At 41.9% G+C, this 19,034-nt stretch carries 16 protein-coding genes and 1 pseudogene; 11 read left to right on the top strand and 6 right to left on the bottom strand.

Annotated features, from left to right (window positions below):
* Positions 1 to 31: 31 nt before the first annotated feature.
* From AACT52_RS17095 to AACT52_RS17110, 4 genes are all read right to left on the bottom strand, one after another.
* Positions 32 to 1,000, bottom strand: a complete 969-nt coding sequence (locus AACT52_RS17095) for a TIGR03885 family FMN-dependent LLM class oxidoreductase (protein ID WP_073632546.1) — start codon at positions 998 to 1,000, stop codon at positions 32 to 34.
* A 219-nt stretch (positions 1,001 to 1,219) separates the two neighbouring features.
* Positions 1,220 to 1,564 carry a hypothetical protein gene (locus AACT52_RS17100; protein ID WP_073632547.1) on the bottom strand — a complete coding sequence of 115 codons (345 nt, stop codon included), beginning with the start codon at positions 1,562 to 1,564 and terminating at the stop codon, positions 1,220 to 1,222.
* Positions 1,565 to 1,988: 424 nt separating this feature from the next.
* Positions 1,989 to 2,816, bottom strand: coding sequence for a hypothetical protein (locus AACT52_RS17105; protein WP_073632549.1), 828 nt, complete (start codon positions 2,814 to 2,816; stop codon positions 1,989 to 1,991).
* 514 nt (positions 2,817 to 3,330) lie between these two features.
* A complete protein-coding gene (locus AACT52_RS17110; RefSeq protein WP_143172814.1) occupies positions 3,331 to 3,531 on the bottom strand; it encodes a hypothetical protein in 201 nt (66 codons plus the stop codon).
* A gap of 183 nt (positions 3,532 to 3,714) precedes the next feature.
* Between AACT52_RS17110 and AACT52_RS17115 the strand changes: the two genes are divergently transcribed.
* From AACT52_RS17115 to AACT52_RS17125, 3 genes are all read left to right on the top strand, one after another.
* Positions 3,715 to 5,229, top strand: coding sequence for a serine/threonine protein kinase (locus AACT52_RS17115; protein ID WP_073632551.1), 1,515 nt, complete (start codon positions 3,715 to 3,717; stop codon positions 5,227 to 5,229).
* 211 nt (positions 5,230 to 5,440) lie between these two features.
* Positions 5,441 to 6,283 (top strand): lysophospholipid acyltransferase family protein, encoded by an 843-nt coding sequence (locus AACT52_RS17120; protein ID WP_073632553.1) that lies wholly within the window; start codon positions 5,441 to 5,443, stop codon positions 6,281 to 6,283.
* 441 nt (positions 6,284 to 6,724) lie between these two features.
* Positions 6,725 to 7,237, top strand: coding sequence for a hypothetical protein (locus tag AACT52_RS17125; protein ID WP_073632555.1), 513 nt, complete (start codon positions 6,725 to 6,727; stop codon positions 7,235 to 7,237).
* 88 nt (positions 7,238 to 7,325) lie between these two features.
* Here the strand turns inward: AACT52_RS17125 and AACT52_RS17130 are convergent, their stop codons facing one another.
* Both AACT52_RS17130 and AACT52_RS17135 read right to left on the bottom strand, forming a co-directional pair.
* Positions 7,326 to 7,475, bottom strand: a complete 150-nt coding sequence (locus AACT52_RS17130) for a hypothetical protein (RefSeq protein ID WP_198940945.1) — start codon at positions 7,473 to 7,475, stop codon at positions 7,326 to 7,328.
* A gap of 176 nt (positions 7,476 to 7,651) precedes the next feature.
* Entirely contained in the window at positions 7,652 to 8,575 is a 924-nt protein-coding gene (locus AACT52_RS17135; protein WP_073632557.1) for a Tll0287-like domain-containing protein, read from the bottom strand.
* A 1,323-nt stretch (positions 8,576 to 9,898) separates the two neighbouring features.
* On the opposite strand from AACT52_RS17135, the gene AACT52_RS17140 reads away from it, so the two are divergent.
* From AACT52_RS17140 to AACT52_RS17175, 8 genes and pseudogenes are all read left to right on the top strand, one after another.
* Entirely contained in the window at positions 9,899 to 11,293 is a 1,395-nt protein-coding gene (locus AACT52_RS17140; protein WP_073632559.1) for a cytochrome P450, read from the top strand.
* 127 nt (positions 11,294 to 11,420) lie between these two features.
* A complete protein-coding gene (locus AACT52_RS17145; RefSeq protein ID WP_073632561.1) occupies positions 11,421 to 12,674 on the top strand; it encodes a DPP IV N-terminal domain-containing protein in 1,254 nt (417 codons plus the stop codon).
* Between the two features lie 396 nt (positions 12,675 to 13,070).
* Entirely contained in the window at positions 13,071 to 13,340 is a 270-nt protein-coding gene (locus AACT52_RS17150) for a peptidoglycan-binding domain-containing protein (RefSeq protein ID WP_073632563.1), read from the top strand.
* Positions 13,341 to 13,463: 123 nt separating this feature from the next.
* On the top strand, positions 13,464 to 13,943 hold the full coding sequence (locus AACT52_RS17155; protein ID WP_073632565.1) for a quercetin 2,3-dioxygenase: 480 nt from the start codon (positions 13,464 to 13,466) through the stop codon (positions 13,941 to 13,943).
* 531 nt (positions 13,944 to 14,474) lie between these two features.
* Positions 14,475 to 15,833 carry a hypothetical protein gene (locus tag AACT52_RS17160; protein ID WP_073632567.1) on the top strand — a complete coding sequence of 453 codons (1,359 nt, stop codon included), beginning with the start codon at positions 14,475 to 14,477 and terminating at the stop codon, positions 15,831 to 15,833.
* An 88-nt stretch (positions 15,834 to 15,921) separates the two neighbouring features.
* Positions 15,922 to 16,502: pseudogene (locus AACT52_RS17165) on the top strand (IS607 family transposase).
* A gap of 77 nt (positions 16,503 to 16,579) precedes the next feature.
* Entirely contained in the window at positions 16,580 to 17,863 is a 1,284-nt protein-coding gene (locus tag AACT52_RS17170) for an RNA-guided endonuclease InsQ/TnpB family protein (protein WP_073632569.1), read from the top strand.
* 211 nt (positions 17,864 to 18,074) lie between these two features.
* A complete protein-coding gene (locus AACT52_RS17175; RefSeq protein ID WP_337251615.1) occupies positions 18,075 to 19,007 on the top strand; it encodes a glycogen/starch/alpha-glucan phosphorylase in 933 nt (310 codons plus the stop codon).
* The last annotated feature ends 27 nt before the right edge of the window (positions 19,008 to 19,034 follow it).

Genomic DNA, 19,034 nt, shown 5'->3' on the forward strand with positions numbered 1-19,034 from the left:
AAATACTTCTACTGGACTGGTTCTCTAGTGATCACGGTGATCCCAGCACTGGCAGCACTTTCTCGCCAAACACCTCGATAAACTGCTCGTGTTCTCGGTTGACATTGTGCAGGATCAATTCGTCAAACCCAAGTTCAATATATTCTTGCAGCCACTCGATATGCTGCTGCACGTCTGCTGAGATACGGACGTATGGGTCTAACTCCTTGGGTTGGACAAAGCTCCCCGCAGCATCAAATTGCTGTGGAGTTCGTAGTTCTGTCATCAAAATATTCTCAAAAATGTTGTTGCGCCACTGCTCATGAGCTTTTTGTCGCGCTGTCTCCTCGTCACGGTCGTAGGAAAGCTGCACTTTTAAAATCATGGGTTTGCCTTCTCCACCACCTTGGCGAAAGGCTTCGACGACTTCTTTTAGCTTGGGGAGTGGGTGAGAAATCGTAATCAGTCCATCTGCCCAACTACCAAGCCATTCTGCGGTTTTGGCGGTGATGGCAGCTCCAATAATTGGGGGTAGCGTTTGCGGACGGGTATAAAGTTTTGCTTCTTCAACACAGACTAGACCGTGATGCGTGACTGTCTCTCCCGCCCAAAGAGCGCGGATGATATCAACACACTCCTTGAGACGGGCATTACGTTTAGACTTGACGGGCCAAGGTTCGCCTGTAATCTGTTCGTTAAGTGCCTGACCGCTGCCTACTGTCAACCAGAAGCGGTTGGGGAACATTTCCGCTAGGGTTGCCACAGCTTGAGCGATGATAGCTGGATGATACCGCTGACCGGGAGCGCAAACAACCCGGTAGGAAAGCGTTGGGGTGGCTTGCATTGCTGCACCCAACCATGACCAGGCAAAACCGCTTTGTCCTTGCTGTTCACTCCAAGGATGGAAGTGGTCGGAAGATAAGACATGGGTGAAGCCAGCTTGTTCTGCTATTTGGACGTACTTCAGGAGTTCGCTGGGCTTGAATTGTTCGTGGGAAGCTTGATAGCCAATCTTTGCCATAATAGTTTCTTTGGTTTGGAACTAGAGCAGTGTGTGAACTCGCAAGGGGCGATCGCCTTCTCAACAGCCCAGACGCTGCGCCTGTACCGTGCGTCCTGTGTAGGAGGCACGGCACTGCGCTTTGCGCTCCGGGCACGGAGTGCCCGCGCCCGGAGCGCAAAGCGCTCATGCTGACAAAGGGATGGAGAACTGTTCTCCACGTAAAACGTACACAGCTTATTAGCCGCCATTGTTGCCCTTGCAAGGCGAATAATCAGGACAATTAACGGCTTCTTTATTTAAAACAAAATAAGGCTGTACAGCACACTGTATGTATTGATTACGTTTAAAAAATTGACATCTAAAACACGGAATTTGATAGTAAAGTTTTAGAGTCATTATTCGATTGTATAAAGCCTGTTTAAACTTGGATTGCTTCAGAAAAGCAACTGACAAAAGCAATAAAAAGTAAAGGGGAATTAAAAAGAACCCTTCTCTCGGAATTGTCACATCTTTTTGTGGTGCAGAATTTGAGGGAGACACACTCAAAGTCTGCTCGATTAAAACTTCTCTTTGTTGCTGCATTTTGAGTCAAAAGCTTTGATGACTTTATACCCTGCCTAATATTTAAATTTCGCCAATAACTTTCTTCTTAAGGAGTTCGGTTTCTGACAGTTCTAACGAACATATACCCTTCCCATACACTTAAGCCAAAGATATTGAATTTATCTTATGACTAGGGAATAAAGGTTTTATATAGACAATGAAGAAAATCGGTATCTGACGAAAGACAGGTTTAATTACAGTCATATCTCTAAAAGTAGTTCTAATACACCTACCTTTGGTTATGTCTCTGTAGAGGTGTTTTAACTCAAGCTTTGTGTGCCAAAGGATAGTTACATAAAGTGGTTGTGTATGTAGCAACAAGTCTCAACACCACCCAGGCTTTTTGTTGTAAAACGGCAAATTTGGCACTTATTAACTGAAAACCCCTAATTTTCCTTTCAGATTAAGGATATATAGTGTCAGCAACCAATACAGGCTTGTTTCTGTAATCGGCTTCCAACTGTCGTCTCACTCTTTCATCCCAGGTTATGCCATAGTCTCTCTGAATATCTGCAACGACAAACGGACGAACAACACCCACCACTCCTACTGTTTGACCCTGTTTAATAGCACTTTTTGGTGTTGCAACTAATAAAACTAGTAAATCTTCTCCACCAAGCACTGAGTTTTCATCTAGTGTAAACAAAACCGGACTTTGAATATTGTCAACTTCACTTCTAACTGCAAGTCTCATGCCATAGTATTTGCTAGGCTCTTTGGTGATTTGCCCGGCTGTGGGTGCTAGCATCATCGACTTAGCAATAATCGCAGGTTTATTGATGTAGTCTTTATAGTCTTCGTTTTGCAAACTCAGCTTATAATCGCCCTCAATATTTGGAATATCTAAGTTACGAACATCGCCCGTAACTTGAACTCTGATGTTACTATCTGTAGGTAAATCGAAAGGCACACCTGAAGCATTCACCACTACTATAGGTTCGCCGCCAAAAAATCGCTCATCGCTTACAGTAAAAGAACTTAAACCGACTTTTTTAATAGGTTTGCTTATAACAGTCACGGTTTTACCGATAATATCGTCTGTATTTCTACTGACTTCATATGTGCTTACAACTGGCGTAGGAGCAGCCCCATTATCTCTATAGCCAAATTTCACTAGCACAGCGAGCAATAGTATAGATATTATGACTTTTGCGTCCCAAAGCTTGTTAAGTAAATAGTCTCTTTCAGTACTGATTTTGTTCTTCATCTGTTGCTCATTTAAATTACTCATAGTTCAAATTTTTGAATTCAAAATTATTCAAACTAGGATTTTTACTCTAAAAATAAATGCTAAATTTACAAATATATACTCAAGTGAAATCTTATTTGAATCGCAGGTCAATATCTGCTTGTTCAAGCAGTCATTTCTTTGAATCGAGTATTTATTTGTCAGCTAATTTTAGATTAGCTATTTTCTGTCATTAGCTCTTCTAACTGAGGTAATACAATCAATATCAAAGAAGATTGATTGCCAATACTATAGGTAGATTTATATCTTTCACTAGCTGACAGGATAAAGTCTGCGGCACTTTCGCCAAGCCCGCAAGACAAAAACTCATACAAATTTAGGCTTCTTAAGTACGGTTGGGATCAGCCCATAGACCGAAGGAAAGGACGGCACTACCCTCGGTAGAGGGTGTTGTTGGTATTCGCACCTTTGACTAAAAGTACAGCAGCAATACGCTTGATTTATACGTAGTATCGGTGTTGCGATTCGGCGTATCCTTCAACGGGATGCTTTGCGCTTAGCCCACTGCCCTTTGGACGATGGGCGTAGCCCCGCCTCCGGCGATGCTCCCAAAGGGAGCCGCCCCTTGGGCGATTGCCCAAGGGGCACAGCCATTGCCAATCGCATGACTAGAAATTCTTGGCACACAACTCATAGGTCGTTCCACAATTGTCATCAACCCAGTATATGGTGACAAGGATGTGCAAACAGTTGCCAAATTTTTAAACTTTAAATGAATTTGGGGGAATTTCATCTACGGAGATAGGTATCAAAAAGCAGTCTTTTGTTTTTAGTCACACTTGAAAAGTGACGGTCGTCTGTTGTAGTTTGGTGTATCCTTGCAAGTAAGAGGTACTTGGATTTTCTATTTGTCTCTTAGTTACTAAACCACAATGCAGCAATGCTAGCAGAGATTAACCCCGGAACTTTAATTAACAATCGCTATCAGGTTCAAAGACTTCTTGGACAGGGAGGTTTTGGAAAAACTTACTTAGCATCTGACATGCAACGTTTCGGGGATCTGTGTGTCCTGAAAGAGTTTGTGCCTGTAAACACCTCAGAGCATATCCTTGTCAAATCTCGTGAGCTATTTGAGCGCGAAGCAAAGGTATTATACCAGATTAATCATCCCCATATTCCTAAATTTCTAGCTTGGTTGACTGAGAAACAGCGGCTGTTTATAGTCCAGGAATATATAGAAGGCTATACTTATTCTCAACTTTTGCGCGATCGCCTATCAAGGGAAAGAAAGCCGTTTTCCCAGGCAGAAGTATCAGCGTGGTTATCGGATCTGTTGCGCATTTTAGACTATCTCCACCAGCGCAACATCATTCATCGCGATATATCACTCGACAATGTGATGCTTTCCCATAAGCTTTCTAAACCTGTACTCATCGACTTTGGCGTAGTGAAGCACAAAGTCACTCAGATTTTGGCGGGTGATTCTTCTGATTCTCCCAATGCCTGGCACTCTGTTGCTGGTTCGATGGTGGGAAAAATGGGTTATTCTCCACCAGAACAGATTCGTATGGGACGTTGCTACCCCTCTAGCGACCTTTATGCACTAGGTGTTTCTGCTGTTGTTCTCCTGACTGGCAAAACGCCACGTTCTTTACTGGATGCCTCTTTCAAGTGGCAATGGCGCTCAATAGTTAATGTCAGTGAACCTTTGGGTGAGATACTGGAAAAAATGCTGGCGGAAAAACCAGCAGACCGCTACCAGTCAGCCAAAGAAATTTACAATCTGCTTCAGGCACCAATTTTACCTGGCAGTATCAGTGTGAGCGTGTCGCATCAGAAAGTACAAATTTACCCTGATGTTAATGAACTTGAATTACCAAAGACTATACAAGCAGAAAAAATTCAACAGTCGAACCAACACTCACAACAACCTAAGCAAAACACTGAAGCAGCAACTCCATTTCAGGCAGAAAAGCCTAGTAATATTAACCCAGAGTTTTTAGAGTATTGTCAGCGGGAACTGGCTAGTTCTGTGGGACCATTTGCCAGTGTTTTGATCAAAAAGACTTTGGAGCAAACCCCACAAATGACACCTAGCGAACTCGTAGAAAAGTTAGCTGCGGCAATTCCTGATCCGCAACGGGCACAGGAGTTTAAAACCAACATCCGAATTCCCTCACAACCTGAGTCAAAAACAAAAACACTCCCGGAAACAACCCCCTCTGGGCAAAGCATAAATAGTTATCCTGTTGCTGACAACCCAGAGTTTCTACAACATTGTCGGCAAGAACTGACTACTTTTGTAGGACCTTTCGCCAGCTTTCTTCTTGAAGACACTTTGGCTCAATATCCCCAAATAACCTCAGAGGAATTGGTAGAAGCTTTAGTCGCAAAAATTCCTCACCAGCAAAGGGCGCAAGAATTTAGAAGGCGTATTCACATTCCTCGCCAGTAAGTATAGCAGGGGACTAGGGACTCTTTACTGGGGACTGGGTGAAAAGTCTTTTTGTGTCTAGGTTTTATCATCTGTTGATGTCCTAACCACCTTGGCTGTTGTTATAATTCAAAATTCAGAAGCTGCCCATTAACTCGTGAGGGTCGTGCTTTATCATTAGTCATTACAAAGGAGTTTGGACAAATGACTAATGACGATTATAAAAAAATCTATGAGTAATCCAAATTCAACGACATCATTACCGGGTTGGACGTTATCAGCGCGAGAACCTCAATTTATTGAATCGTTGATGCCAATATGGGAATGGTTTTACCGCTACTATTTTCGAGTGCAGACTTCAGGTTGGCATCACATTCCAGACGATGGAAAGGTTTTGCTAGTTGGCTCACATAATGGTGGGATGGCATCTCCCGATTTACACATGATGATGTACGATTGGTTCCGTCGCTTTGGCACGCAACGTTTGGTGTATGGCTTAATGCACCCTTATGCGTGGAAAGTCAGTCCCCCCATCGGCAGTCTGGCACAAAAAATTGGAGCCATTCCCGCACATCCAAAAATGGCAAACGCCGCTTTTGATATCGGTGCAAGTGTACTTGTTTATCCGGGAGGACAATACGATATGTTTCGTCCTCATAGCCAGCGTTACAAAATTCAATTTGCTAATCATAAAGGATTTATCAAGCTTGCCTTAAAAAAGTTGGTACCAATCATTCCACTGATCTCTGTAGGTGCACATGATACCTTGATTGTTTTGGGTGATTGCTACGAACAGGTAAAACAGTTAAATCAGTTGGGTATGCCTTGGTTATACCAGCTAGATCCAGGAGTATTTCCCATATATCTAGGTTTGCCTTGGGGCTTGGGTATTGGTCCGCTACCCAATATTCCCTTACCTGTACAAATTCACACCCGTGTCTGTGCTCCGATTGTTTTTGAACGTTATGGCACTGAAGCAGCCAATGACCGTGAGTACGTGAATGCTTGTTATGACTTAGTTTACACCCAAATGCAACGCGCATTGGATGTTTTAGTGAAGGATGTAGCGATGTAGTTGATTACGTTATGTTGCAACTCCTACTGCATGAGTTGATTTTAGTCGCACTTATTAAGAATCGTCTGTTCTAGAACTTACGTACTTTACAAATAGGTCGCTAGCGCAATACACCCAAGTCGTTGAATCGCTTAAGCGATGACTACAAACCCGTACTTAATCTTTCAAAAGAGAAATTAATTTGCAACTTTTTATGTCTTTTTTGAAGTCATCTATCTAAAGATAGGAAAAAATCTATCTTTAGATATACAATAAGAGATAGTTAATCTTATGAATGTGTCATTGCTACTTTAGATTTGGATGATCCCAATTATTTGGTTGAAGGCAAGGTAATTTTAATTCACCAAATAATAATTGTAAAAAATTGATACATAGTTTCTGGACTCAGATTACAATCCTTGATTTATTGTCGTTTACTGGCTTCTAGCCCTTATCGCCGCCATGCTAACTTACTACAGCAAGCCCGTTTCCCTATCACTCATTTGCACGGATCAGCCACTTTGGTCTGTCGTTGAAACGGCTGTGACAGTGTATCAAAAAGACCATAATCGGTTTCACTTACTGTTGAGTGCGCCGTCTTTTAACGAGCCTGAAGTGGGAAACTCTCTGGTCCGAGAGAGTACAACTCGCCAAGAGCAAGATCATGCTGATAAGGCCAGTAGTCCCCGGCAATGGTGGTTGGAAATTGCTTCTGAGCGAGTTATCATGACACACCAAGGTCACGGTCAGGTGAATTACCGTCACTTCTGGCAACAAGGCGGCTATGGCAGGACTCGCTATTGGTTGCCGAATGAATCATCACAACATAACGAACCTATCCGTCTGCATAATTTTACTCGTAGCCTAATACTCAAGGGTGATCCAATGCCTGAGCAGTTGCGAGTGGAATACGACTTGTTAGCAGGAGACGTTCAACTGGGAAGTTACATTCTCAATATAGAAATTAAACACTAATTGTACTCACCCAAATTGAGAATTTGCGGACGTATTAAAACAAGTTCATTAAAATATTAGCAAATATTAGCAGACATCAGCATATATGCTAGACTAGCTGACAGCAATCTTTGGTTGTTGTCATGAAGCTATGCAGTGATTCTTTGTGCATATCAACGCAATACCGTTCACTTAAGGATTTTTTGTGATAGCGTAAGCGCAAAGCGTGCCGTTCGGCGGTAGCCGTGGCGTTAGCCATAGGCATACAAAGCAGCGTGTCCCGTAAGCGCTAAGCGCACACCGAAGTGTTCAAAGCAGCATGCCGCAGGCATACGCGAAGCGTGTCCGTAAGGACTCAGGGACGAGCGCGTGGCACGAATGTGCCATATATTTCACACCTGTAGAACTTTCTGATGCAACGTAAGATTGCATTGGTTATTGTTTTTGGTTTTGCAAACTTTTGATTGCTATTACCAAACTTATCTTCATGCGTGTAAAGGCTTCCACCAAACTGCCGACTTCATCGTTAGCCACTTTCTCAAATTCTACATCCATATCACCAGTACTTACAGCTTCTGCAACTCGGACGACACGCTTAATGGGACGCACAACATATTGCTTAAGCCAGAAGTTAGCCATGTATATGGCGAAGGCAAAAATCATAGTGACGATTCCCATCACTAAAACAAACGATTGATGAGCTTTCTGCAAAACTTGACTGGCAGGAATAGAAACCATCTGAACACCATTAATAAGATTTAATTTCCACCCAAATCCGTGTTCTGTCCCATAAATCTTAATCATATTCTTGGGAGCAGCCTCTGGTGTGCTGTGACATCTCAAGCAACTAGACTCAGTTATGGCTAAGGGACGCGCGATGTAATAAAATTTCTCTTTATCAAAAGAACGGAATCCTGACAAGACTTTGAGATTCTTGTTTTGACGAAATTTTTGTACAATATCAGTCTCAAAGCTATCAGCTTTATCTCGAATATTTGTTGGATTCAGCATCGCATCCTTATAAAAAAAATCTTTGTAGGCATCGTTGTCATTTCGTAGCTTTTCAAAAACTCTCCTTGATGAGTAAGATGGGATAGTCTGCGCTGCAAATTCATCTTTTCCTAAACGTTGTTCCAATTCGGGATTCACTTCATCATTTGTGTAAGAGCGGACAGAGTTTATAGTCCGGAACAACAACCAAGCATTTGAACTGATTTCATCTTGAGCTTTGTAATTCAGGATATTAGCCAAAGCTAGACCACTCAAGGTAATTCCTCCAATAAATATGATCAGTAGTAGTACAGTTAGCTTTTTGGCTAATCTGAAATTATTGAAATAGAATGAAAATTTTCTAAGCATATTTTTTTCTCCATTAACATAAATAAACGGTATTGAGTTAGGGTATATAGGGGCAATGCCTTGCGCCCGTAGAGATGTAGGAGAATAACATTAAATCAGTTATCAGTCCTGAGTCCTGAGTCCTGACGGCGGGCGCTTTGGGGGATGCGCTCACCGCCACCAACGCTCTTTGGTGCTCTTGGTGGGGGACGCGCGACCACTCGTATTTAACTGATAACTGCGTAGGTAGCTGTTCACTGTTAAAATCCACTGGGGCTTAGTATAATGAATGTCCACCTTCAGAGAGCAGCGCCTTCAGTCGTTAGCATTTGAGTGCTGAGCCTCCGTTTTTTGTTGTCAGGTACGCATTTTCCAATGAATAACTACAACGATTTTTCTCTTTTTTCGGCTAATAAGACTGCATGAAAAAGTCAGAAAAAGTCATTCCTTATAATTAGAGAATCTCACCTAACAACAATAGGATAATTTGGAGCCTAAATCGTATCCAGCCCGGACATATCGCGTTGTAGACGTTGTCATTCACAACCAGTCGTACCGCGTTGTAGAATTGGCGGGTATTTGCTGAGTCATCTTTATTTCTCCTTTTGGTTAACATGAGTTGATAGCGGTGAAGAATTGAGAAATATGCAAGCGAACTACTCAACCGCTCAAACCACACCCCTGAACCGATCCTACTCAAAATTGCTGTCTTCGCAGCAGCTCCCAAAGCGAGCTTCCTTTACCAGTATGGCTGGCGATCGCGTCCCTTGTGAGGTAGTAAGGAGCGCCTTTCAATAAGACTATCTTCTTGACAATAAAATAAGCAAGGGAGACGCTTCCTGAACCACAAAAAGATAGCTTCACTGTAGGCTAAAGCCTACGGGGCGCAGTTTTCATCCCCGGGAAGACAGCACGGAATTTGGCACTACGTGCGTCTTCCTCCGGGGTTTTCAGCCAGCCATCCTTATAAAAGTTGAAACTAAGTTATAGCTTTACTGGTTTATCTTGCCTTTTCACAACTCTAATCACACTAAATAATAGTCAGTGTTACTCAATGCTTTTGCTGTTGCTAAGTCTATAAGACTGTCTTATAGTAAGCAAACTTTGCACAGCATCACACATCAGTCTCCTTGCAAAAGTTGGTTGTTAGATAGCAACAACCGACTTTCCTAATCCAAATTAAGGACTGATGCGCTAAGAACGCACAATTATACGTGTTGCTCGCACTTTTAGTTTGGATGCAAGCGACTATCAGAAATTAGTCAAAGCAATAAGCAAAACAGTTTGGCTACTTTTAGCTCTTGTTAAACCTATTTTTCAAAGAAAATCTGAAGGAAAAATTAGATGCAATTACCCAATACTTTTAAAACTCCCTCTTTTGTGCAAAAGCTTCATTGGATTGCTGACCCTGTAAATTATATGGAAAAAGCAGCCCAGAAATATCCTGACTTGTTTACGGCTTTTGTAGTTGGTTTTGGGGATACTACCGTATTTGTACAGCATCCCCAAGCACTTCAGGAAATTTTAACCAATGATAGAAAGAGGTTTGCCGCCTTGAGTGAACCAAACAGATTTTTGCGACCTTCTATTGGGGACAATTCTGTTATTACGCTAGAAGGCGATCGCCACAAACAACGACGACAAATATTAATGCCTCCCTTCCACGGCGAACGAATGCAAGCTTACAGTCATTTAATTCCTAAACTGACCGAACAAATCTTTAGTCAATTACCGCAAAATTCGCCCTTCTTAGCTCATACTGTTACACAGCAAATTTCCCTTGAAGTTATCTTACAGGTTGTCTTAGGTTTATCAGAAGGAGAACGTTACCAAAAGCTTAAGCAACCACTGATTGAAATCACAGATATGTTTCAGTCTTCGATTGTATCTGCTTTTATGTATTTCCCTTTTCTGCAAAAAGATTTAGGCTTTTTGACTCCTTGGGGGAATTTTTTGCGTTTAAGACAACAAATTGATGAATTACTCTACGCAGAGATTGCAGAACGTCGGGAAAAACCCAATGCAGAACGCATTGATATTCTCTCCTTGCTGATGTCAGCGAAGGATAAGGAAGGTCAATCGATGACAAACCAAGAATTGCGTGATGAAATGATGACATTGCTCTTAGCTGGACATGAAACCACTGCAACAGCGATCGCTTGGGGTTTGTATTGGATTCACCGCCAGCCAGAAGTACGGAAAAAACTCATTCAAGAACTAAATACCCTCGGTGATTCCCCTGACCCTATGAGTATTGTCAGACTGCCTTATCTCACTGCTGTCTGCAATGAAACCTTGCGGATTTACCCTATAGGAATGATTACGTTCCCCAGAATAGTGCAAGAACACACGGAATTACTAGGACATCAATTAGAGCCAGGTACGATAGTCATTGGTTGTATTTATCTTTTGCATCAAAGAGAAGATTTATACCCAAATCATAAGCAATTTAAACCAGAACGCTTTCTCGAACACCAATTTTCTCCTTATGAATTTATGCCCTTTGGTGGTGGTGTCCGACGCTGCGTTGGCGATGCTTTGGCACCATTTGAAATGAAGTTAGCCTTAGCAACTATCATGTCACGCTATCAGTTGGAGCTTATTGATAATCGACCAGAACAACCTCAACGACGAGGTACTACTCTTGCGCCGAAGAATGGAGTCAAGATGAGGTTATGTGGCGATGTTGGTAAAAAAGTGTCTGAGAGTCAAAAAAACTTTACGGCGTCTACGTTTTAGCTAATATTTTACATTGGTAGTAACGAATGAAGCATCTACTACCAATGTTGCTCATTGAAAATGAGCAAAAACAGCTTTTTTGTGAATTTGATTACAACAACAAAAATGATGAAGCATTATGCGTAAAATGAAATCTCATCCACATTTATTCATCAGCATTTTCTTACTGACACTACTAATTAGCTTATTTTTGAATTTCCAAATTTCTACAACAAACGCAACTCAGACAACTCAAACTTTGGCATTCATAGCTCTACAAAACCCAGCTAATACAGTCAAAAATAGTCTATTTACAATCGAAGCTAACGGTTCGGCTCGTCATAACTTGACACCAACCTTAGAATATTCTGTTTCCCCGACTCTTATCTGGTCACCCAATGGTCAGCGACTTGCCTTTGTCGCCTCAGAAACTGAACTTTATGTAGTTAACTCTGATGGTTCTAGACTAGCCAAGGTGTTCTCTGGGGGAGGCTACTGCAAAGCAGCTAATTTCGGTATTAACTGGTTAGACAGCCAAAAAATCATTTTCGCGATTAGTTGCGACGGCCCTAGTGCTGATCTTCCTGGCAGTGAATCTCTTTACATCAGCGATACTACTGGCATTCCTGGAACTAAATTGATTAAGAAGTGGGAGGTAGGAGGAGTTCCACCGAAAACAGAAATCTCATCCTTATTGTACCTTTCACCAAATGGTAAGCAGGTAATATTCATTAAAGACCGAAATATCTACAACATGAATACCGATGGCTCCGGTTTAGTTAATTTGACTAACAAGCCTGGTGATTATATCCCTGGTAGCAGTGGACTTATGTGGTCTCCTGATAGCACCCAAATTGCTTTTTTTGAAGGTAAATATCCCACACAAAATATTTATGTCATGAATGCTGATGGGACAAATCTCAGAAATTTGACTAAAACTCCAGAAACTATGGCATATAGTGGCAGGCTGTTTTGGTCGCCTGATAGCAATCATATTGCTTACTTTCATGACCAAGGTGGAAATAATCGTAGTCAAGAAGTAGATATTTATCTGCTTGATGTGAGCAGGGGAACTGTCAGGAATTTGACGAAAAAACCTGGATGGTATGGTGAACCTTCATGGTCACCTAATGCTAAGCAAATTGCTTTTCTCTCTGGAGATCTCCACAATCCCAAGCTTTACACAATTAATCTTGACGGCTCAAACCGGACTGAGTTACTTTCTAAACAGCCATTATCGCAATTTAGCAACATTGCTTGGTCTGCTGATAGTCAGCAAATTGCTTTTACCTCTGGTGAGATTGGAAAAACGAGCCTGTATGTGGCAAAGCGCGATGGTTCGGGGTTGACTAAGTTAACAAATAATAATTTAAGTGCTTTGAATCCTACCTGGCAACCGTAGATTATGTCAATAAAAGAATTGGGTAGGTGCAAAATCTCCACTCATAAGTTTTGAACTTTGGACTCTTGACCACGGTTCCAAGCCCCTTAATTAAGGTCGGTATAAAAATCTATTCTTCTAATTATTCAAGCCCCCGGATTCATCCGTGGGGTCTTTAATTTTTAACTTTGAATGCGTGAATGCGTGAATGCGTGAATTAAGCGAAGGGGGAGTCAGCCTCTTCGGGGGTTTAATTATTTCCACTCACTTATCGAATGAATAAGCTTGCTATTAAGTTATAGCTTAACAGGTATAACTTGGCTGGTACATCTTTGCTGAAAGTCAGATACTAAACTCAGTTGTTCAGCAATTTAGAACACAACAAACAAATAGTAGTCAAAAACGAGGTAAAAAACCATGACATCTCATACTCAACAAACTTTAGTTGCCAATCTAGTTGATAATTTGCCAACAGTTCAGCAAGGAAATTCTAGTTTAGCGATCGCAATTTTGCAGCAGCTTCTCGTCCTAGAAGGCTATGGTACTAACTTGCCTGTAACTGGTTATTTTGGACAAGAAACGGCATCTGCTGTCATGAATTTTCAACAAACAATGGGTTTGTCACAAGATGGCATTGTTGGTCCAACGACCTGGAATGCGCTAGCCCAGTTTTCTCAAGCAAGCTAGCAGTTGAGATTATGACAGATAAGGGCGGCGGAATTCTTACCAATACTTTCGTCCGTCGTCTTTTAGTCGAATATGGACAATCAGTTAATGCAACCAAATAATGGAACCAAAAGGAGAATTGTAATGACTATAAATGAACACGCTGTTTTGCTCCAGCCCGGTCAAGGTACTTCTTATTGGGTATTAGGTGACTTATATACCTTTAAGACAGTGGGGAAAGAAACGGATGGAAAGTATTCGCTCATCGAGATTGTGGTTCAGCCTTCTGGCGAAACACCGCTGCACATTCATAGTCGGGAAGCTGAAGCATTCTACATTCAAGAGGGAGAACTTGAGTTTCAGCTTGATGACCAAATTGTTGTTGCAACAGAAGGAACCTTTCTCCACTCTCCGCCAGGTCAATCTCACAAGTTTGTAAACGTCGGTTCGACGCCAACCAAAATGCTGTGTTGGCTAACACCAGCCGGACTGGAGAAGTTTTTTATGGAAGTAGGCACTCCAGCAGACAATCTATCTGTGCCGCCATCTGTCAGTCCCGCAGACATTCAACGAGTAATAGCAACTGCTCCCAAATACGGTCTTGAAATTCTTCCGCTCTGTTAAACCTACCCAAAACTACCCAAATCTAGACTTAACTCGACAAAAGTAGTTTTGGTGTTAACTTCCTGTTTCATTGCGGTCTCAAGATGACTCTTGAGAGGTTTGTCCGCTCCGCAGGCAATCCCGGTAGAGCTTACCGTTTCTGACCGTTCAGGAATAAAGATATTCTCAAACCATCGGTCTACAAATCAACTTACAGTTACTCGCCCCCCATTGCTACTTAACAAGTGGTTTTGTCTGCGTAGCGCAAGCTAAAGATATGAGCTTACGGGAAAGAAGATAACCAAGGCAAATACAACTCACAAACAATATTAACAACGTCGCTCCCGAACCGATGCAGCTAAACCAACTCAAACATGGCGATCGGTGTTTCCAACCGGAGGAGATGTCAATGAGAAGATACCTCTACGAGTTAATGAAGTTTAGCCACGAGGCAGTTAAAATTATTTTTGGGAGAAATTTAACATTTGTGTCGCAAATGCACCCAAGCCACTGGGTGGTGATTCTTCATAAACTCGTTCATTTTACAACCATATGGCTTTTGAACGCAGACTGGACACCTTCTCGCTAGCAGCCTTGTTGGTGTCTGCGCATTACGGTTTGGGGTTTCTTTTGGGAACCGCTGAGAAATCCCTCACTTTCGGTACTGCTGGCAGCCTCTATGCTGTCTCTCTTGGTTTGGGTACAATTGCTCTTTTGGGATTGGCAAAGTTTTACTGGACACAAACAGAGCAAATCTGGAACTTGCTAGGTTCTGCTTACGGAGATGGGGTAAAAATCTTTGTGGGTTTGATGTCTTGGTCATCGCTGATTGGTATCGAAGCCGTTCAGTTGATTTCTGGAGCTTTTATCCTCAAGGTCTTTGGGATACCTACACTGCCCACGATGGTTGTTTTGGCTATCCTGTTTGCAACAATTTCTTTACTTCCAGTGGAGAAAGCAGGCTGGATATTGCGAGGGTTACTGGTTGTGAATTTTTTGGCTCTGCTTTATGGGCTTTGGGTGTTACACGCTTTCGGTGACTATTTGCGATCGCCCTTTGGGGGGCTTTCTTTGCAAGCATCGCCACTTACGGCGCTGGCGATCGCCCAATCCCCTATAGAGTTTGCTGGTTCAGTGGAACATATAAGTTTGCCTTCAGCAGTGGGCGTGTCATTGTCTACAATTTTGCTGGTACTCATAGATATGAAGTATCAGCAGTTTCTTGTCCAAGCAAAAGATCTGCAGAGCTTATATAAAGGTTGTGCCTTAGCAGCGATTATACTATTGTTGCTTGCTTTTTTGCCTTCAACACTTGTAGTTGCAGCACACAACGCAGGAATTTTGCCTGCTGGCATTGATGGTAAAGAAACTCTCCCGTTTATCCTATCCTGGATTGGCGGTGGTAGCCAAAAGCCTTTGGGCATTGCTTTGATTTTATCTTTATTGGTTCCAGCACTGGGTATTGGCAGCAGTATATTACGAGTGCAAACCAAGACTGTCTTGGACTTCAACATTCTGCCTGCATCTGTGTGGAGTCGGGTACTTGTCACTGCCGCGAATGCTCTGTTTGGTCTTGCTGTTGCTTTCAAAGGTGGGGAGATTGTCAATCTAATTGTGTCTTTTTATGCAGCTTATGTAGGAGCAGTGTTTGTTCCTTTTGTCACCTACTTGCTTGCTCAGACAGGACGCTATAACTTCTCCAAAGGCAGCGTTAAGCTTTCTTTAATCGTAAGTAGTTTTGCGGTTATCATATTATTAATTTTAACATTAATAAAACCAGAACTTGCACTATTTGGTAGTGTTGAATTGAACATTATGGGAATAGGAATCCTCAGTGGAATCTTATTTTTGTTTATCGGTGAGGTATTAGAGAAGTACTTGCCAACATCCAAGATTGGAGAAGAAGCTTAAGATATTACAAAATTAAAGGTATAATAAAACTTTAAACAAAACATAGTCTAACATAGTCAGATGTAGTCTAAGTTTCAAGCTGATGAAATTGTCTGATTATGCTAAAACTTTGGGGATTTCCTATCTTACAGCTTGGCGACATTACAAAGCAGGTAAAATACCATACCCAACAGAACAACTCCCTACAGGCACGGTAATTGTTGATTACGATCCAAAAAAGATGTCAGGGGGTGTTGTTAAAGTTGCGATTTATGCCAGAGTTTCAAGTGCTGAGAATAAAGATAACTTAGATAGACAAGCAGAAAGGTTGTCTCAATACGCTATGGCTAAAGGATATCAGATTGCCTATGTCATAAAGGAGGTAGGGAGCGGATTAAACGACAATCGCAAAAAGCGTGAGAATTGCTTTTTCTCAAAGATGATTATGATATTTTACTAGTCGAACATAAAGACAGACTAGGACGTTTTGGTACACATTACATAGACATTCTGCTTAAAAGATTAGGAGTAAATCTAGAGGTTGTTAATAAGGCTGATAATGGTCGGGACGAATTAATGCAAGACTTGGTGGCGATAATTACCAGCTTTGCTGCGCGATTATATGGCCAGATCCGGGCAAAGCGCAAAACAGAAAAAATTGTGGAAGCTTTAAATTCTCCCACAGATTGAAATAAATTTTATAATCAAGTATATCTAATTATCTCTTTTTTTGGATATACTAATTTCATTGCCAAAATTTGATAAATATGCGTCAGGTTGAAAAGCACATCATAAAAGAGGCACATGAATGGTTTGGTTATTGCGCTCTTATTACCACAGTTTCTCGCAAGCTTTATAACACGGCTCAATTTAGCCAACGCCAGGGATTTTTCTATGGTTGGAGTACACTTTCTTCAGCTTCTTTAGACTCATTATTTAAACAAAATGAGAACTATAAATCAATGCCTGCGAAGGTAGCGCAACTTGTTTTAAAGCAAAATGCAGACGCTTGGGTTGCTTACTACAAAGCATTGTCAGCCTACAAAATCGATTCAAGTAAGTTTACAGGTAGACCCAAACCACCTAACTACGTTGACGATAAAAACCTAGTTAAATTTAATCATCAGGCAATTGGAAAGAGGGAGTTCAAGAAAGGTTGGATAATCCCGTCTATGTCACCAATCAGGATTCCGGTAAAGTCTGGACTAAAATTTGAAGATTTGTGCGAACTACGAATTATCCCAAAAACCGGATGTTTTGTTATCGAAGTAGTTTATGAAATTCCAGACCACTCACAATTATGCAGCAGCTTGAACAAGAGTCTAAATGCGGCGATAGATATTGGCTTAGATAATCTAGCGACGATTGTTTTTAACGACTTAACGATACAGCCAATTATTCTAAACGGAAAACCACTAAAATCAGCAAACCAGTTTTACAATAAGCAGGTTGCGAAGTTCAGAGGTTTCCTCACCTTGGGCATTGGTAAGTCGCGGCGAATTGCAAACATCATTCGCAATCGTAATCAATTTGTAGATTCATATCTACATCAATCCACAAAAATGATTGTGGATGAATTTCTGCGCCTGGGTGTCACTCACGTATCAATAGGAAAAAACGCGCAATGGAAAACACATCTTAATTTAGGAAAGCGCACAAACCAAAACTTTACTCAAATACCACACGCTAAATTTATCGAGATGCTGACCCTGAAATTAGAACGAGTCGGCATCACCGTCAAGGTTGCAGAAGAAAGCTATACCAGCAAGGCATCTTTTATTGATTGGGACATTATCCCAACTTATCAACCTAACAACAAGATAAGACACGCATTCTCCGGTAAGCGTGTGCAACGCGCATGGTATTTGAGTAAAAATGGTTTTAAAATTCACGCCGACGTAAATGCGGCATTTAACATCGGCAGAAAAAGTAATCCTGAAGGTTTCGACACTCTCAAGTCTATTCTAAGGGATAGGGGATGTCTGGTAGTACATCCAAGGCGGATAACTCCACTATTTAGGCGTGTCCATGCTGAAAGTAGGGTTGCTTAAACCTAAATTGCAGATGTCTGACTATATTTGACTATGTGATTTGGAACTATTAGAAAATCGCTCTATCTGTTGACTCATCAGGTTTGATTGAAAACAGCTTGACAGTTGCTTGCGCTATTGTTTCCTTGGTTAGAGGTAAAAAATCTAGCCATCCTTCTAAAGTGAGTTGCTAGGTAACTTTAGATTGTCATCACTCTTCTGGATTACAACCATGAATAATGGCAACGGCTTAAAAAAACACAATGGCAGGCATATTCCTCATTGGAAAAAGCACATTTGTCGTACAGAACACGCCGCGATCCAAGTGCAGGACGATCGCACGGGAATGGACATCGAAACGCTCAAACGTGCTTTCTTCGATAACCTCTATTACATCCAAGCAAAAGATAAAGGTTGGGCAACAGCACACGACTACTATATGGCACTAGCGTATACCGTGCGCGATCGCCTGCTGCACCGCTGGCTGAAAACTGTTGAGCAAACCTACTTTCCCAAGGATGTCAAAGTCGTTTGCTACTTATCTGCCGAATACCTTATTGGACGACAACTCGGCAAAAACTTAACCAACGTTGGACTCCATGAGCAAGCGCGTCAAGTGGTGCAGGAGTCAGGATATGATTTGTACGACCTGATGGAACAGGAAGATGAACCAGGATTAGGCAACGGTGGTTTAGGACGACTTGCTGCTTGCTTTCTGGATTCCCTCTCGACTCTAGAAATTCCTGCCATTGGCTACGGTATTCGCTACGAATACGGCATCTTTCGACAGGAAATTCGCAATGGCGCTCAAGTAGAAGTTCCTGATCGCTGGCTGCGATTTGGCAATCCTTGGGAAATTCCCCGTCCTGAGTACACTGTGGAAGTCAAATTTGGAGGACATACCGAAGCTTTCACGGATGAGCATGGACGTTACCAAGTGCGTTGGATTCCCGAAAGAACTGTACTCGGAACACCCTACGACACACCGATGGTTGGCTACAACTCGAACACCGTGAACACCTTGCGGTTATGGAGTGCCAAGGCAAGTGATGAATTTAACTTGCAGATTTTCAACAGTGGAGACTTTGCCAATGCCGTTGCTGATAAAGTCTTCTCCGAGAACATTACCAAAGTCCTTTATCTAGTGGGGGTTCGGGGGCTATAAGACCCGCGCTATAATCTTCGATTTAGC

The sequence above is a fragment of the Scytonema sp. HK-05 genome, assembly GCF_963872035.1.
Lineage (GTDB): Bacteria > Cyanobacteriota > Cyanobacteriia > Cyanobacteriales > Nostocaceae > Kalymmatonema.

Bases quoted from the DNA above. Each gene is read 5' to 3' on its own strand.
- AACT52_RS17095 (WP_073632546.1), bottom strand. From the start codon at position 1,000: ATGGCAAAGATTGGCTATCAAGCTTCCCACGAACAATTCAAGCCCAGC.
- AACT52_RS17100 (WP_073632547.1), bottom strand. From the start codon at position 1,564: ATGCAGCAACAAAGAGAAGTTTTAATCGAGCAGACTTTGAGTGTGTCT.
- AACT52_RS17105 (WP_073632549.1), bottom strand. From the start codon at position 2,816: ATGAGTAATTTAAATGAGCAACAGATGAAGAACAAAATCAGTACTGAA.
- AACT52_RS17115 (WP_073632551.1), top strand. From the start codon at position 3,715: ATGCTAGCAGAGATTAACCCCGGAACTTTAATTAACAATCGCTATCAG.
- AACT52_RS17120 (WP_073632553.1), top strand. From the start codon at position 5,441: ATGAGTAATCCAAATTCAACGACATCATTACCGGGTTGGACGTTATCA.
- AACT52_RS17125 (WP_073632555.1), top strand. From the start codon at position 6,725: ATGCTAACTTACTACAGCAAGCCCGTTTCCCTATCACTCATTTGCACG.
- AACT52_RS17130 (WP_198940945.1), bottom strand. From the start codon at position 7,475: ATGGCTAACGCCACGGCTACCGCCGAACGGCACGCTTTGCGCTTACGC.
- AACT52_RS17135 (WP_073632557.1), bottom strand. From the start codon at position 8,575: ATGCTTAGAAAATTTTCATTCTATTTCAATAATTTCAGATTAGCCAAA.
- AACT52_RS17140 (WP_073632559.1), top strand. From the start codon at position 9,899: ATGCAATTACCCAATACTTTTAAAACTCCCTCTTTTGTGCAAAAGCTT.
- AACT52_RS17145 (WP_073632561.1), top strand. From the start codon at position 11,421: ATGAAATCTCATCCACATTTATTCATCAGCATTTTCTTACTGACACTA.
- AACT52_RS17150 (WP_073632563.1), top strand. From the start codon at position 13,071: ATGACATCTCATACTCAACAAACTTTAGTTGCCAATCTAGTTGATAAT.
- AACT52_RS17155 (WP_073632565.1), top strand. From the start codon at position 13,464: ATGACTATAAATGAACACGCTGTTTTGCTCCAGCCCGGTCAAGGTACT.
- AACT52_RS17160 (WP_073632567.1), top strand. From the start codon at position 14,475: ATGGCTTTTGAACGCAGACTGGACACCTTCTCGCTAGCAGCCTTGTTG.
- AACT52_RS17170 (WP_073632569.1), top strand. From the start codon at position 16,580: ATGCGTCAGGTTGAAAAGCACATCATAAAAGAGGCACATGAATGGTTT.
- AACT52_RS17175 (WP_337251615.1), top strand. From the start codon at position 18,075: ATGAATAATGGCAACGGCTTAAAAAAACACAATGGCAGGCATATTCCT.